This window comes from Corallincola luteus (genome assembly GCF_004336975.1).
Taxonomy (GTDB): domain Bacteria; phylum Pseudomonadota; class Gammaproteobacteria; order Enterobacterales; family Neiellaceae; genus Corallincola; species Corallincola holothuriorum.
Map to the genome: position 1 here is coordinate 22,610 of NZ_SJXE01000010.1, position 15,747 is coordinate 38,356.

A 15,747-nucleotide genomic window follows, 5' to 3' on the forward strand; every position below is an offset into this window, starting at 1 on the left:
GATTTAAGGATTGAGGAAAGACGATGTTTAAAGAGTTTATGTTACCGGATCTGGGGGAAGGGATCGTTGAGTGTGAGCTGGTGGAATGGCTGGTGAAAGAGGGCGATTTGGTGGTCGAAGATCAGCCCATAGCCGATGTCATGACCGATAAAGCGCTGGTGCAGATCCCTGCGGTGCATCCTGGCTGTATCAGCAAACTGTATTGCAAAGTAGGTGAACTGGCTCGTGTTGGTGCTCCGCTATTTGCCATCGAAATAGAGCAAGCCGTTGTTGCTGATTCGGTTGCCAATGCAGTTGAAGCGATAGCGACCGAAGTGGCTGAAAAGGTAGTTGAGACACCAGAGGCAGGCGCACTGATTGAGGTTTCTGAACCTCAGAGCGGTAAAGCGGTTGCCAGCCCAGCGGTGAGGCGAATGGCAAGGGAGTTAGGGGTTAATATTGCAGAGGTGCCAGGCTCCGGGGAGAAAGGACGGGTATATAAAGAGGATCTGTTTGCATATAGTGGCAACAGTTCAGTTTCGGCACTGCCGGGGCAACTGGCGCGGGTCACTGGCCAAGGCGAGAGCAGCCACAAAGAGCCTCTGCGTGGGGTACAGGCGGCGATGGCTAAGCAGATGAGCTTATCGGTTACCACCATTGCCCATTTCACTATGAGTGATCAGATTGATTTGACCGAACTCACAGCAATGAAACGAGCGTTGGCGGCGGAGATTGAGCAGCCCAAGCTAACCCTGATGCCATTTATGATAAAGGCATTGTCGGTGGCGCTGGCGGAATTCCCTATCCTAAATAGTCACTTACATGAAGAGCCGCAAGAAATAGAGTTCTTTCACCACCACCATATAGGGGTGGCCGTGGATACGCCGCAGGGTCTATTGGTGCCTGTGCTGCGTCATGTAGAAGACTCTTCCGTATTGTCTTTGGCTCATCAATTAAGTGAATTATTGGCCGATGCCAGAGCGGGTAAGCTATCGCGCGCTCAGCTCAGTGGCAGTACCTTTACGGTGTCGAATGTCGGTGCCATCGGAGGTACGACGGCAACACCTATCATCAATTATCCGGAGTCGGCGATCCTCGCTGTGGGACGCATTCAACGCCTGCCGAGGTTTGATGCCAACGATAAGGTGGTGGCGCGGCAGATCGCTGATATCAGTTGGTCAGCAGATCACCGGATTATCGATGGTGCAACCATGGCCAAGTTCAGTAACCGTTTCATTCAGTTACTACAGCAGCCCAGTAATTTGTTGATTAACTTGAGGTAATCTAAGCTGGAAAAGGGATCCCCTGCAGCAGTGAGCGGCGATGGCTGAATTCGCCCTTAAACATTTTTATATCGCTGAAGAGCAGTCTATTTATCTGCTCAGTCAAAATGATGCCCGTAAGCTCAAGCAGTGGGTGCAGCTGTGTATGCGGCAACTGGAGCAGCTTGGCTATCAGCAGATAAGCTTGATCGGTAAAGGTGCTTACGGCTTCGTTTTTGCTGGCACGAGCCGTGATGGCGCGCAGAAAGTGTTTAAATTCTCGCGTATCACCTTACCGGAAAGCGTGCAGGCTAGATTGGAAGATGAAGCCTACATGCAGCAGCAGGTCGTGCATCCTCAGGTGCCTCGCATGTTGGCGTTTGAGCGTGTCGGTAAGCAATCGATATTGATGATGCAGCGTGCGCCTGGTGAAGATTTGGAAAAGGTCTCGCTGCAGTTAGGACCTTTGCCTGCACGCTGGGTGCTGCAGATCGCTGCACAGCTGGTACAGATCTTAAACGCACTACGGCAGCTACCTCGAACTCAGGTGCACGGTGATATCAAGCCCTCTAATATTGTGTTTGATCGTGATTCTGAAGCCATTAGCCTGATTGACTGGGGCTCATCGGTATTCGCCCAGTTAGAGTCCGATGGGCAGCCGGCGGTGACAGATGTGCAATCATTGATGTCTGGGGATGTTAATCATAGTAATGCTCGGTTGGGTGACGTTTATTTCATTGGCGCGGAGCAGCTCAACGGTGCGCTCTCCAGCCCACGTTTTGATGAACAGGGCGTGGCTTCGACCTTATATGCGCTGGCGTCGGGGCAGTCTTGTCGCTTTGGCCATCGTGCTATACCTGCGTCATCTCTAGGTTTACCGCAAGAGTTTGCCCGTACGCTCGATAACTTATTAGCCGATGACGAGGTACTTAAGCGTCAAGCGGGTGATTACCTTCTGCAGCATATGGAGCGTATGCGGCGCCACTATTTTGCTTCAGATACGTGGCTGATTGAGCCTCCATTAGTACCGGTATGGCTGCGTGAAAGCGATGAGGCCATCGACACTGTCGTATACAGCTCCCGTCGTTCGTTCTTGATGGCGGACGGTGATAATCGTGAATTGATGTACATGGATGATGTCCAGCTAGAGAAGTACTATAAAAACTACTTGGTTGGGATGGGAGAGATTGAAAAAGCTTTTATCGCAGCGGTTTCTCGGCTGGGACAATACCCGGTAGTGGGCGGGCTGGCTCTGCATTGGAATGAGGAGGGCGTCGCGATTGATGCCAGTTTGAACCTATATGATGAGAGCTATCAGCGGGCGTTCCATGCAGCCGTCAATACCATGGTTAAGTTAGCGCGGGCATTGTGTCATCAAGGCACGTTTAAAAGCTGTATGTTTAACGCCAGAAATACACTGCATATTGATCGCAATCACCCCAGCCACCCATTTGTGCCATTGCCAGGAACGAGCTTAGCTTTTGAGATCCAACCGGCCCCCCCAGTGAATGAACGCAATCGCCACTCCTATTTTGAGGATGGCCGCGATCCTGATGAACAGTTAACCTTGCCGGACGCCATTATTGAAGCGGTTGAGCAGCTTAATCAGATCCATCACACCGGCTGCATCATTTTTGAAAGCTTGGATACACATTTACGAATACATAGCTATTACATGCTACTTGAGCCGGAGAAAGCGGATGACTTTACTGCCTTATTAGCAGCCATCATAGATGCAGTGCCGTTGATTAAAGGCACCGGTACTGCGGGTTATATGAAGTTGCCCTATAAAAACACCCGGCAGTTTGAGCGTCAGGAACAGCAAGCCGAGCAATTTTATCCTAAGGATCCGCGCTAGGATCTTCCGCGTTCGGCCCTGCAAAGATGAAATTAGCCTGCCAAACCTCTATGATGCCGCCCAAGTTTAGCTAAGCGGTTATCAGGTTCGTTTTGAGTAAACAGCCCATCAGAAAGAAGCATGCAATTCATCGATTGCATGACTATCGGAAGTCGTTAAGTTCGCGGCCTTTTCGCAGTCGTGGTTGCAGTGTGGTGCGTTGTGACTATTGTCGCCTCGCCGCCGATTTCTGCACCTGTGCTTCGCTGCCCGATACTGATTCTGATGCCAGTTTTGTGCTGTTGATGTACGACGATGAAGTGCTTAAACCGAGTAACACCGCCCGTTTGATCGCTGATCTTGTGCCTGACACTCACGCATTTTTGTGGCGCCGCACTGAAGTTGATCCGGCATTGATTGCTTTGCTGCAGCAACCGCAATGGCAACCGTTTGTCGTCTTTCCTGGCCATTATGCTGAACCTGAACGGCCAGTGCATGAACTGTTGCCGAGCTTGGCGAAAGGGAAGCGCCCGCTGTTTATTATGTTGGATGGTAGTTGGCGCGAAGCCTGCAAAATGTTTCGTAAAAGCCCCTATCTGGATGGCTATCCATTGCTATCGTTCAGTCCTGAGCAAGCGTCCGGTTACCAGATCAGAAAAGCGGCGCACAGTAACCAGCTGGCGACCGCCGAAGTGGCTGCCAGAGTACTTGCAGCGGCCGGTGAGCCCCATAATGCTCAGCTGATGCAGCTCTGGTTCGAGCTGTTCAGTTACCGTTATCAACAAGCTGTACATCAAATAAATCAGGGTAGGGAAGACGCACTTGAGCGCTTGGATGAATACATAAATAGTATGGAAAGCCTATAGTGTTTAGTGGCTTACGCTGTACTGCTATGATAATGCCATGATGCCTTATTAAATAAATCTAAGTTGGGAAATTAGCCATGCAATCTGCTCACGCTGTCCATATCCTTGTCAAAACCCAAAAAGAAGCTGCCGATCTTAAGCAACAACTTGCCAAAGGGGGCGACTTTGCCAAGCTGGCGAAGAAGCACTCACTCTGTCCATCGGGCAAAAAGGGAGGCGATTTGGGCGAATTCCGCCGCGGTGAGATGGTCAAGGCATTTGATGATGTGGTGTTTAAGCGCGCTATTTTGGAAGTTCATGGTCCAATCAAAACCCCTTTTGGTTATCACTTGATCAAGACGCTCTACCGTTCGGGTCGTTAGTTTTCTTCTAAATAGGGCGTGACCAGCGCCCTATTTTTCACCAATGCAACAAGCTATTTCTCGTTGGACTGTGCAAACTAAGCAATATATCAAGCACCTAGCATAAGCAACTAGGCTCAATATAGAGAAGCGTTGTATGACGGTTAGAAGCATTCTCTGGCGCGCGACAGCGTTGCTTTCCTTACTCTTGCTGCTCAATGGCTGTGAGCCATCAGATTCCCCTGAAAAAGCCGGTGCCTCGGCAGATCTGGCGATGGATGGTGATGATCTTTTACCCCTCAGTGAAGTTAAGCCGATTGATATCGCCGAGCTGGCCGATAATGCATTCAAGGAACTCTGGCCGCAGCTAACCGATGCACGTAGTGGTGATTTGGATGAACTGCTAACCCGTGGCGAAATCCGCATTTTGACCACGTTTTCGCTGGGTCAGTACTATATCGATAAAGGCACCCAGCGCGGTCTGACGTTTGAATCTATCCGTGAGATGGAAGCTTTTTTCAAAAAGAAGCTGGGCAAGAAAAAGACCCAACTACTTAAATTTACCATTATCCCGGTACGTCGTGATCAGTTGATCCCGTTCTTGATGGAGGGCTATGGCGACATCGCTTTTGCCAATCTGACCATTACCGAGCACAGGGAACAGGTCGTCGATTTTTCTCTGCCGTTCTCTTCCCGTGTCAGAGAGATGTTTGTCACACATAGCGGTGAACCGCCGTTAACTTCCCTTGATGAGCTGTCAGGTCGGGAGATCCATGTCCGTTTTAGTTCCAGTTACTACGAAAGTCTGGTGGCGTTAAACCGTGATTTTGAGCAGCGCCGAGTGCCCTTAATCCGTATTGTTCCGGTTGACCCCCGGCTGGAAGATGAAGATGTATTGGAGTTGGTTAACGACGGCATTCTGCCTGCAACGGTGGCCGACGAGCATAAACTCGATCTGTGGCGTCGGGTATTTAAAGGCCTGCAGGTACATGACGATATCCCGGTACGTGAGGGGGGGAAAGTGGCACTCGCATTCAGGCAAGATAGTCCGAAGCTGAAAGCGGTGTTGGATGAGTTTGCCCATAGCCATCGGGTCGGGACACTGATCGCTAATACTTTGTTGAAGCGCTATTTCGGTAATACTAACTGGGTAAAAACCGCAGAAGAGCGAGATCCTTTTCGCGGGATCCACGGGCTAACAAAGTATTTTAAGACCTACGGTGAGCAATACGAGATCGACTGGTTGCTATTGGCTGCTTTCGCCTATCAAGAGAGCCATTTCAATACCAAGGCGCGCAGTGGGGCTGGTGCCGTCGGGGTGATGCAGATCTTGCCTAGAACCGCCAAAGCGATTGGCTTTCCTGACATCAGCGGTACTCAAAACAACATCCATGCCGGCACCAAGTACCTTGCTAGATTAAGAGATCACTACTTCGATGATGAAAACATTGAGCCATTTGAGAAACTACTGTTTACAATGGCGGGATATAACGCAGGGCCAACACGTATTAATCGCTTGCGCCGAGAGGCTGAGCAGCGCGGCTTAAATCCGAATCGCTGGTTTAACAACGTTGAGCTGGTGGTAGCTGCCAAAGTGGGCAGAGAGCCGGTCCGCTATGTCGGTAATATCTATCGTTATTACGTGGCCTATAAACGTTCGGTATATGATCTGAATGCACGTATGCAAGCGATCCAGGCCGTGCAGGAATAGTTAAATTTTCTTTATTGAGTAAAACATGAGTGATGAATTAGGCCGTTATAACCGCCTTAAAGTGATTAAACGCGTTGATTTTGGCGTGTACTTAGAAACCCGCACCTTGGGCGAAGTTTTGCTGCCTGCGAAATATCTGGAGCGAGATATAAAAGTAGGTGATCAGGTCAATGTCTTCATCTACCTCGACTCCGAAGATGCACCTGTGGCAACTACCGAGAAGCCCAAAGCTCAGGTGGATGAATTTGCTTTTTTGAAAGTTGTAGACGCCGGTCGTCATGGTGCGTTTTTGGATTGGGGGCTGCAAAAAGATCTGTTGGTGCCTTTCTCTGAACAGCGCGAAACCATGGAAGTGGGCAAGAGCTATCTGGTGCGGATCTTTATCGACGATATTACCCACCGTATTGCCGCCAGTAGCAAGGTTGATCGTTTCCTCGACCGCTGGCCAGCCCAATATGAACATGGTCAGGAAGTCACATTGACCATCGCCAATCAAACTGAATTAGGCTACAAAGCGATTGTGAATCATAACCACTGGGGCGTGATTTACGCCAATGAGGTGTTTCGCCGCTTGCATTATGGCAGCACGATTAAGGGCTTTGTCCGCAAAGTTCGAGAAGATGGCAAGATTGACTTGATGCTACAAAAGTCGAGCCAGGCGCAGGTGAGTGGCCTTGAAGGCGACGTATTGGAACGGTTAAAGAACGCGGGTGGTTATCTGGCCGCCAGTGACAAGAGTTCGCCGGAGACCATTAAACGTATGTTTGGTGTCAGCAAGCGGGTGTTTAAGCAAACCATCGGCTCTCTCTATAAGCAGAAAAAAATCACGATAGAAGAGCAGGGCATACGCTTGGTCGAGTGATCGACCAAGCAATACCAGCCTCTCGCTTTATTTCCCCAGCCAAGTCGTTTATGCCGGAGTCTCCATGGCACTAAAAGCCACGATCTACAAAGCCAACCTAGAGGTGGCGGATATGGGTCGTCACCATTACCAAAACTACCCACTCACCATAGCGCAGCATCCGTCAGAAACCGCCCGAAGAACCATGGTGCGATTGCTGGCATTTGCGCTGAATGCCAGTGACGAACTGCAGTTTACCCGTGGTCTTTGCGTGGACGATGAGCCTGAACTGTGGCTAAAAAGCCTTTCGGATGAGATCGAGTTGTGGATTGAACTGGGGCTGCCTGACGAAAAGCGGCTGAAAAAGGCCTGCCGCCGCGCTAAGAAAGTGATCCTGTATGCCTACGGCAGTGCTTTTTCGGTGTGGTGGCCAGAAAACAAAAACAAGCTGGGGATGCTGAAAAACCTCGAAGTACATTACCTACCTGAAGAGGCCAGTCAGGCGCTGGGCGAACTGCTGCAACGTAGCATGCAATTACAGTGCAGCATTGATGATGGCCAAGTGTGGATGAGCACTAATGAAAACAGCGCCATGATTGAGCCGGAGCAGCATCAGTAGGCTGAACTCGCTGCTACTAAATTAGCTGAAAATTGTTCTTTTTTTTGCAGTTGTTTCAATTGGCGATTATGAAATAGGCTTTCTCTTCTTTTTAACATGGAAGTTAAGATATGAAAGCGACAGTATATGTTTGGCCAAGAAAGGATCAGAATGTTGGTCATGCCGCTATGAAAATTGGTAGCACTTATATTAGTTTTTGGCCTGCGGATGGCATAGGTAAACCTCAAGCCAAGAAAGGTTTGAAAATGAAGCTCTCCCACGCCGGTACTTCTGTCACTAGTTACCGAGTTGATTGTGACGCCGAAGGTGGTAGACAGCCTATCGCCATCGAAATTAATAACTTTGACGCTGAATCAGCGCTGGCGTACTGGCAACAAATACGTCGAGATGGCGTACGCTATCAGTTAAGAAAGAAAAATTGCTCCTCAATTGTCGCTGAATGTATTCATGCTGGTACAAACAGAAAACCTTCCTTTCAGCCAAAAGCAGAAGAGTATGGACGGTTTGGCAGTGTGTTTGGTTACGGTATCTGGACTCCTGCACAGGTGTTACGATATGCCACCGAAGTTAATAAGGCGTAGTCGGCATGGCGACTCCTCATATTGTTTATAGTGATCAACTAGATATCTCACTCGGTGGATTAGAGAAGCTACATCCGTTTGACGGACGTAAATTCTCTAAAGCCTGGGAGCAGATCACTAGCATATTAGGGGATAAATTGGATGGCTTCTCTCACTTGGTGACGTCACCGGTTACCGATAAATCCCTAAGCACTTTCCATACAGATTTCTATCTATCTTTGGTTGCAGATAAGCGTTATCTCGCACAAGTGGTGGAGATCCCCATTGTTAGGTGGTTGCCATCCAGTTGGGTGATGGACGGGATCGTAAAACCGATGCGCTATGCCACTCAGGCGACGATTTTGGCGACTGAGTTAGCTTTAGATGACGGCTTTGCCATTTCCCTCGCTGGTGGTTTTCACCATGCATCCAAAGAGAACGGTGAGGGCTTTTGCGCTTTTTCAGATATACCTGTTGCAGTCAATCTGTTGACACAAAGAGGTAAATTGAATGATGGCAGTCGGATTGCAATAGTTGATCTCGACGCTCATCAAGGCAATGGTTTTGAACATGCTTTTTATGAGGATGAGCGTGTTCGATTTTTTGATATGTATAACTGCGATATCTATCCAAAAGATCGATTCGCGGAAAAGCGCATCGACTATCCTGTAAAACTCGCCTCCAAGACCGCGGATGCGGAATATCTGTCTCAGCTCAAAGAGCACTTAGCAATATTTATTGAACGTTTCGGACCTTTTGATCTGATCTATTACAACGCTGGTACCGACATTTTGGCTGGCGATAAATTAGGCCAACTGTCGGTATCGTTTGACGGTGTGCTTGAACGTGACGCTTTTGTTCTCGATATGTGCCAAAAGGCGTCAAAGGCAACGGTGATGGTGACCAGTGGCGGTTATAGTGCGGACAGCTATAAGCTAATCGCTCAATCGGTAATTAATCAGTTTGAGTTGTAGTGCTTCGGGCATTTTCAGCTTAAGTGTTGTGATTTGCTAACTGGGCACAAATTTCGGGGGTTTTGCTTATAAGTTATCGGGGGTATGCTCCTGATAACTCTTCCCCTGATAGTTAATCTGATGAAACTCCTGTTATCTTTTCTTCTGCTTACCACAATATCTTTTTCGGCTTTGGCCGAGGTTGACTTGGTTCAGGTTGTGAAATCTGAGCGAAAAATGTATCTGTTTGATGGCTCTCGGCTCATTAGGGAGTTTGATGTCGCTCTCGGAGCCAACCCAAAAGGGCACAAACAACAAGAGGGTGATGAACGCACTCCCGAAGGGGGCTACCAGTTGGATTACATCAAAGAAGACTCATCTTTTTATCGCGCCATGCATGTTAGCTACCCAAATGAGCTGGATAAACAGTCGGCCAAGGAGAGGGGCGTGTCACCGGGCGGTTTGATCATGGTTCATGGCCAGCGGAATCGACTCGGCTGGTTATCTTTGCTGTCGCAACGTTTTAATTGGACCAATGGTTGCATTGCGATAACGAATGATGAAATGGATGAGTTTCTAACGCTGGTACCCGTCGGTACAGTCATTGATATTTCATGGGAGCGCCTTCCTTGATAGTGTTTTCTTATCGGGAAATAGGGTGGCTTTAGTTTCAAATAACAGGCGTTGAATAAGTTCTACGACTTCAAGGGTGGTGCGTTATATGGTTCTAAAGACGGATCCCAAGGTCAATGAGGGAGTTAAGGATTTTAGCGTTGAATTAGTGAAAATCTTGTTTAGCCGCAACCGTTCCATAACTGAAAAGTATCACATGGTTCTTTTGCATATCGCCGAGAATAAGGTTTGGGCCTGCTATCTGGTGGCGCTAATATGCGTGCTGCTACTGTTAATCAGCTCTTTATTTTGAAAGCTACGAAAGCTGATTTAGGCGTTAAAAGGAGCGTTGGCAAACATCTCGTCGATCAGCTCAGCCATCGGAATACTGCTATCGTTCGCCCGCACATAGGTGCGTAATCCCATCAACTGGATCTGAATATAGCGCGCCAACTGTTCGGGATCTGCTGATTCACTGATCTCATTGTGTGCCTTCGCCGCTTTTATTACTTCTGCGAACTCGGCTTCTACATCACGCAGTAAACGCTTTGCTTCTGCCAGCAGATCTGCGTTGGCATCAGTCAGTTCGGCGATGGTTTTTGCTAGCATACACATGCCACTGGGTGCGACTTGCTGGCTTTCAATCACGGCTATTTTAATGAACGCTTTCAGCGCGTTAATAGGTGAGGGGGCGGACTTACATGCTTGCAGTTGCTGCAAGCTCATCGCAGCGTAATGCTGTAGCGCTTCTTTAAACAACCCTTCTTTGCTGCCGAAGCAGGCATAAATACTGCCAGGGCGCATATCAATGATATCCTGCAGATTACGCATTGATGTTGCGTGGAAGCCTTTTTCCCAATAAAGGTTGGTGGCTTTTTCTACCACGGCTGCTCTGTCGTATTTAATGGTTTTTGCCATAGCGCATAGTCTTTAATTAGAACATACGTTCAATTTTAACTTGAACGATCGTTCAAAGCCAGCTATAGTGACCTCCAATAAGTCAACGCCACCCCCCGAATTGGAGCAGCAATATGAGTCATTTTAAGATTCACGATATCGAGTCAGCGCCAGAAGCCAGTAAGCCTTTGTTGGATAAATCACTTAAAGCGTTTGGTATGGTGCCTAACCTCCATGGTGTATTGGCCGAAGCGCCAGGCCTGTTACAGGCATATCAGCAACTGCATGAGCTGTTTGCGAATTCGTCGTTTGATGCTGAAGAGCTGACGGTAGTCTGGCAAACCATCAATGTAGAGCACGGGTGTACCTACTGTGTGCCTGCACACACCGGGATTGCACACGGGATGAAAGTCGACCCTGCATTGACGGAAGCACTGCGTAACCGTGATGCGATGCCAACGGCGAAACTACAGGTGTTACATGATACGACACTGAGTGTGGTGCGTAACCGTGGCCATCTATCTGAAGAAGAGATGACAGCGTTTTTTGCTGCAGGCTATGGTCAACGTCAACTGCTTGAAATTGTATTGGGCTTATCGCAGAAGGTGATTAGCAATTACACCAATCATTTGGCAAAAACTCCCGTTGATAAAGTGTTTGAAAAATTTGCTTGGTAGAGTGCCGACACAGGAAGGCTGCTGGATAGCCTTCCTGTGACTACTCAGCTTTACCGAGACAAGTCTTAGTTGCTCTCTGGCTAAGAATCTGTTTGCCATATTTCATCATAATTGTTCCGCACATTGCCTTTTTGTTACCCCGGCTCTGCCTTTTTGACGGCGTTAAATAAGCATCGAAAGCACTTACACAACTGATGCAAATTTATGGAGCCATTATCATGAAAAACACTACTTTGATCGCCGCTGCCCTGACTGCTGCTTTAACTTCTACAACAGCCATGGCACAAGACGCTGAACCACAGTACACCGAAGCTAAACAAGCGGGCACGATATTTACCACCACAGTGACGGGTCTTGCCGCTGGCGGTCCTATTGGTGCGTTTGCGGGCCTGTTGGCGGGTGCCTGGGTTAACTACAACATCGAAGAGGCCGATAATGCCGTGGTGTTGAGTAATGATCTGGAAACCGCACAAGCGCAGTTAAGCCAAACAGAATCTCTCCTCGCACAGCAGCGTCAACAGTTGGTCGCGTTACAAGCAAACTTGGCACAAAGCGAAACACTGACAGCACAATACGCGCAGCAGATGCTTGATCAGTTACAACTGACGATGCTGTTTAAGACCAATAAAAGTGATTTGACTGACTCCGCTAAGAATCGCTTGTCGCTGCTGGCGCAATACCTGACTCGTAACCCTGAGATGCAGATCCGACTTGATGGCTATGCCGATCCCCGTGGTAATGCAGACTATAACTTGCAGCTTTCTCAAGCACGTATTGATGCAGTTGCTCAACAACTGTATGACGCAGGTGTAGCGCCAGAACGCATCACCAGTCAAAGTCACGGTGCGACACTGTCATCGGCAACCAAAGGCGACTATGACGCTTATGCTTTAGAGCGCATGGTAAGCATTGAGTTGACCAAGGGTGACAATGTTAGCGTGGCAAAAATGAACTACCGCAAGTAGCCCCCAGTTCCCCCCGCAGTCGCCTTTCTGGTGGAGCAGGTAGCCAACCTCTTTTGGTTGCCGGTGGCTAACAGCCTCCCAACTGTTGGCCACTTTTGCGGAAGCAACACTGCTTCCGCTTTTTTATTTCATCGGCAAGAACAACGCGTTTTTAACACGGTTAATGTTAAGGGATGGATCCATGTTTATTGCACATCTACCGGCCGGATATCTGTTGGCCAAGTTCTTTATCAGCAAAGCAGAAGCGAAACGCCGACTTGATAGCACTGTGTGTTCCAACAGTGGTGAACGCGCTGATAAGCTGCTGAGTTACTCGTCTTGGCGCCGATTGTTTTTCGCGGCAGCATTAGTTGGCGCTATCGCTCCAGATCTTGACCTTGTTTGGTTCTATTTAGTCGATAATGGCAGTGTGCATCACCATGCTTATTGGACACATTACCCTTTGTTTTGGGGCGCTGCCTTGTGCCTTTGTGGTTTGTGGTGTCGATACTCTTCTACACCATTGGCAAGGGTGCTTGGCATTTTTGCCCTTTGCGGATTTATGCACTTAATATTGGACAGCGTGGCGGGGGATATCCGCTGGTTGGCGCCGATGAGTGATATGGGGTTTTCTCTGGTAACTATTCCTGCTAATTATCGCGTTTGGTGGTTTAACTTCTTGTTTCATTGGACGTTTCTGTTAGAGGTTGCCATTGCAGCTATCGCGTTGGGCTGTTTTTTATTGTCCAGATTGAGCGCCTTTCAGGCGACAGCTGAACGGCATCAGCAACGCGCTAATCGCAACGCTCTGGTTCCTTTGCCTACTGAGCAGGGGGGAGATCGCTAATGCGATTTAGGATGAATTCATTGGTCATCAACAAGCTGCTGTTTGTGTCGTTTCTCTGTTTCATCTGCTGGATCATCTATTTGGCGAATACTGGCGGCCATAGCCTGTTTTTCACTCTGGTTCGAAGCTTTCCATACGGAGATAAAGTGGGGCATTTTGGCTTGTTTGGTATGCTTACTTTGCTGGCGAATATGGCAACAAAAAACGCGATGTTTACCCTTGCCAACATGCGATGCCTTTGGGCATCTGCTGTCATCGTTGTTCTAGTGACCTTGGAGGAGTTAAGCCAACACTTTTTATCTCATCGAAACCTGGATCTTTATGATTGGCTGGCGGATATGGCGGGGATCAGCTGTTTCTCGTTGTTGAATCTCTATGTGGCAAATAAGTTTCGCTGTGGAAAAGATGTCAACCCGACAAAGTTGAATAGGGAGTAGTCTTAAAATCGGAGAATCTTTAGTACAAAAAGGCCGTTAAAACCTATAGTTATTCGTACCTTTTCTGAAATCAAAGAATAGCGCCCGGTAGGCGATTATTATCGCCGCCCCTGATGGCCTTTTGCTGAGGACCTCCATTATTAACAGCATTTCGCAGACATGGCACACCTGGTGGGCTAATGAGCGCTTTAATTACAGCCTGCGCACACTGATCTCCTTGCTTGGGGTCGTCATCCCTTGTTGGTATTTTCAGGCGATGGATGCGGTGACGCCCATGGTGCTTGGGGTGATCGCTGCCGCGTTGTCGGAAACCGAAGATAGCTTTGGAGGCAAGTTACGTCAGACCACCATGATGCTGTTCTGCTTTGCTCTGGCGTCGTTTTCTATCGAGTACTTATTTGATCGGCCCTGGTTGTTCGCTGCAGGACTCTGCATCTCCAGTTTTGGTTTTATTATGTTGGGGGCGATTGGTGGGCGCTATGCCAGTATCGGTTTTGCGTCACTGTTGCTGGCGGTCTATACCATGCTGGGAGCGCACCTTACGCAGGATCTGCTTAGCCAACCAGTATTGTTATTGTTGGCCGCAGGTTGGCACCGAGGGCTGTCTTTAGTTTGGCATGCGTTATGGCCGAACCAATCGGTGCAGCAGGGGTTGGCACGTGTCTATCGTAAGCTGAGAGTGTACTTGCAGTTGAAAGCTCGGCTGTTTGAACCTGTCAGCGGTTTCTCTTCCCATCAAAGACGGTTGGATTTAGCACGGTTTAATAGTGAGCTGGTGACCGAGCTTAACCAGACCAAGGATAACTTGCTTAATCGGGTGAGGCAGGGGAGATCAGGGCAAGCAGCTTATCGTTTTCTCAAACTCTATTTTGTTGCTCAAGATATTCATGAACGGGCGGCGTCTTCTCATTATCGCTACGATGAACTTGGTGAGACGTTTCGGCATTCCGACATTTTGTTTCGCTTTCAACTGTTAATAAATCGTCAAGCAGGTGCGTGCCGTAAGTTGGCGAAGGCGATCCTGAATCGTAAGCGTTACGAACATGATGTTGAAGTGACACAAGCACTCGATGATGCCAAGCAATCACTTAATTACCTGCGCAGTCAGATGAACCCAGAATGGCGCGTTCAGCTGGCATCATTAAAGTTCTTATTAAGAAACCTGTCGACGATTGAACATCAGTTAGCCAACTCGAACAACCCTGATGTTGAGACTGATAACGATATTAGCCTCAAGGATTATGAAGCACACACTCTCGGTGAGATGTGGCGTCGGTTGTGGGGCGCGATGACGCCAAAAGCGCAGGTGTTTCGTCATGCGGTACGCTTGTCGCTGGCGCTCACACTGGGCTACGGCATAGTTCAGGGGTTAGGTTTAGAGCGCGGTTACTGGATCTTGTTAACCGTGCTGTTTGTTTGCCACCCGAACTTCAGTGCCACCCGTAAGCGGGTGAGTGAGCGAATGGCCGGCACCGTGGCTGGCTTGCTGATCGGTGTCCCCTTGCTTTACTTGTTTCCTGGACAAGAGGGGCAGCTGGTATTGATGTTGATATTTGGTGTTGCTTTCTTTGCCACTCGAACCCTGCATTATGGTGTGGCGACCACCTGTATCACCCTGTTGGTATTACTCTGTTTCAGCCAGCTGGGAGAGGGCTTTGCGGTCATATTGCCGCGTCTGGGAGACACTTTGGTGGGCTGTCTGATCGCAGCGTTGGCGGTTCGCTATATTCTGCCTGATTGGCAGTCGAGGCACCTTCTTGGAAAAATGGCAGCGGCAGTGGATGCCAACCGTGGTTATCTTAGTCAGGTGATCGCGCAATATCGGATCGGCAAACGGGACAACCTTGCTTATCGTAGCGCCCGCCGTGCAGCGCATAACCGTGATTCCGAGTTGTCGGCAGCTATTAGCAGTATGTTGAAAGAGCCGGGACGTTTCCGTAAAGCGGAGAACGAGAGCTTTCGCATGTTGGTACTAAATCATGCCTTGCTCGGCTATATTTCGGCGTTGGGCGCGCACCGTAATCGTTTGGGTGATCACCAAGTACATCTGCTGGTAAATCAGGCTCATGATTCTATTTATGACCGTCTCGAGATTGTCAGCCAGATTTTAAGTCATACGGTCCAACTGCCTATCCAAGAGGTGGAAAGTGGTCTGGAGCTTAGATTAGGACGGTTACGAGATAGTGGCGATGATGTCACCAGCATGGTGTTACAGCAGTTATTTATGATCCATCGAATGCTGGATGAGATGACCCAGCTGGCGATGGAGATTGCAGGGTGTGATCAGCGTACCCCAACGGTAGATACGGCTGAGGTTAACGTTTCTTAAACTGACTGATTTTTTTACATGTCAGTCATGGTTAT

16 protein-coding genes are annotated in these 15,747 nt (G+C 48.8%); 15 read left to right on the top strand and 1 reads right to left on the bottom strand.

Going from position 1 to position 15,747, the window contains the following annotated elements; translation table 11 throughout:
• Nucleotides 1–23 precede the first annotated feature (23 nt).
• The 10 genes from EZV61_RS16070 (at nt 24) to EZV61_RS16115 (ending at nt 9,602) form a co-directional block, all read left to right on the top strand.
• Nucleotides 24–1,262: a 2-oxo acid dehydrogenase subunit E2 gene (locus EZV61_RS16070; protein WP_131416960.1), complete on the top strand. Its 1,239-nt coding sequence runs from the start codon at nt 24–26 to the stop codon at nt 1,260–1,262.
• A 40-nt stretch (nt 1,263–1,302) separates the two neighbouring features.
• The gene (locus EZV61_RS16075) at nt 1,303–3,099 is read left to right on the top strand and encodes a protein kinase domain-containing protein (RefSeq protein WP_131416962.1); all 1,797 of its coding nucleotides are present in this window, start codon (nt 1,303–1,305) and stop codon (nt 3,097–3,099) included.
• Nucleotides 3,100–3,191: 92 nt separating this feature from the next.
• Nucleotides 3,192–3,944 (top strand): tRNA-uridine aminocarboxypropyltransferase, encoded by a 753-nt coding sequence (locus EZV61_RS16080; RefSeq protein WP_240695227.1) that lies wholly within the window; start codon nt 3,192–3,194, stop codon nt 3,942–3,944.
• Nucleotides 3,945–4,021: 77 nt separating this feature from the next.
• Nucleotides 4,022–4,306, top strand: a complete 285-nt coding sequence (ppiC, locus tag EZV61_RS16085) for a peptidylprolyl isomerase PpiC (RefSeq protein WP_114337952.1) — start codon at nt 4,022–4,024, stop codon at nt 4,304–4,306.
• 136 nt (nt 4,307–4,442) lie between these two features.
• A complete protein-coding gene (locus EZV61_RS16090; protein WP_131416964.1) occupies nt 4,443–5,996 on the top strand; it encodes an MltF family protein in 1,554 nt (517 codons plus the stop codon).
• Between the two features lie 25 nt (nt 5,997–6,021).
• On the top strand, nt 6,022–6,858 hold the full coding sequence (locus EZV61_RS16095; protein ID WP_131416966.1) for a CvfB family protein: 837 nt from the start codon (nt 6,022–6,024) through the stop codon (nt 6,856–6,858).
• Between the two features lie 64 nt (nt 6,859–6,922).
• Complete coding sequence (locus EZV61_RS16100; RefSeq protein ID WP_114337955.1) at nt 6,923–7,456, top strand: YaeQ family protein; 534 nt, start codon at nt 6,923–6,925, stop codon at nt 7,454–7,456.
• Between the two features lie 110 nt (nt 7,457–7,566).
• Nucleotides 7,567–8,037, top strand: coding sequence for a hypothetical protein (locus EZV61_RS16105; RefSeq protein ID WP_131416968.1), 471 nt, complete (start codon nt 7,567–7,569; stop codon nt 8,035–8,037).
• Nucleotides 8,038–8,042: 5 nt separating this feature from the next.
• Nucleotides 8,043–8,990 carry a histone deacetylase family protein gene (locus EZV61_RS16110; RefSeq protein WP_131416970.1) on the top strand — a complete coding sequence of 316 codons (948 nt, stop codon included), beginning with the start codon at nt 8,043–8,045 and terminating at the stop codon, nt 8,988–8,990.
• 198 nt (nt 8,991–9,188) lie between these two features.
• Complete coding sequence (locus EZV61_RS16115; RefSeq protein ID WP_240695228.1) at nt 9,189–9,602, top strand: L,D-transpeptidase family protein; 414 nt, start codon at nt 9,189–9,191, stop codon at nt 9,600–9,602.
• 309 nt (nt 9,603–9,911) lie between these two features.
• Here the strand turns inward: EZV61_RS16115 and EZV61_RS16120 are convergent, their stop codons facing one another.
• Nucleotides 9,912–10,499, bottom strand: coding sequence for a TetR/AcrR family transcriptional regulator (locus EZV61_RS16120; protein WP_131416974.1), 588 nt, complete (start codon nt 10,497–10,499; stop codon nt 9,912–9,914).
• Nucleotides 10,500–10,612: 113 nt separating this feature from the next.
• On the opposite strand from EZV61_RS16120, the gene EZV61_RS16125 reads away from it, so the two are divergent.
• The 5 genes from EZV61_RS16125 to yccS all read left to right on the top strand — a co-directional run bounded on the left by EZV61_RS16125 (nt 10,613) and on the right by yccS (nt 15,712).
• A complete protein-coding gene (locus EZV61_RS16125) occupies nt 10,613–11,155 on the top strand; it encodes a carboxymuconolactone decarboxylase family protein (protein ID WP_114337960.1) in 543 nt (180 codons plus the stop codon).
• A 218-nt stretch (nt 11,156–11,373) separates the two neighbouring features.
• Nucleotides 11,374–12,120, top strand: coding sequence for an OmpA family protein (locus EZV61_RS16130; RefSeq protein WP_165569642.1), 747 nt, complete (start codon nt 11,374–11,376; stop codon nt 12,118–12,120).
• 181 nt (nt 12,121–12,301) lie between these two features.
• Nucleotides 12,302–12,946: a metal-dependent hydrolase gene (locus tag EZV61_RS16135; RefSeq protein WP_131416978.1), complete on the top strand. Its 645-nt coding sequence runs from the start codon at nt 12,302–12,304 to the stop codon at nt 12,944–12,946.
• The gene (locus tag EZV61_RS16140; protein ID WP_240695229.1) at nt 12,946–13,383 is read left to right on the top strand and encodes a VanZ family protein; all 438 of its coding nucleotides are present in this window, start codon (nt 12,946–12,948) and stop codon (nt 13,381–13,383) included. Before EZV61_RS16135 ends, EZV61_RS16140 begins: the two co-directional genes overlap by 1 nt.
• Nucleotides 13,384–13,504: 121 nt before the next feature.
• A complete protein-coding gene (gene yccS / locus EZV61_RS16145; RefSeq protein WP_205695403.1) occupies nt 13,505–15,712 on the top strand; it encodes a YccS family putative transporter in 2,208 nt (735 codons plus the stop codon).
• The last annotated feature ends 35 nt before the right edge of the window (nt 15,713–15,747 follow it).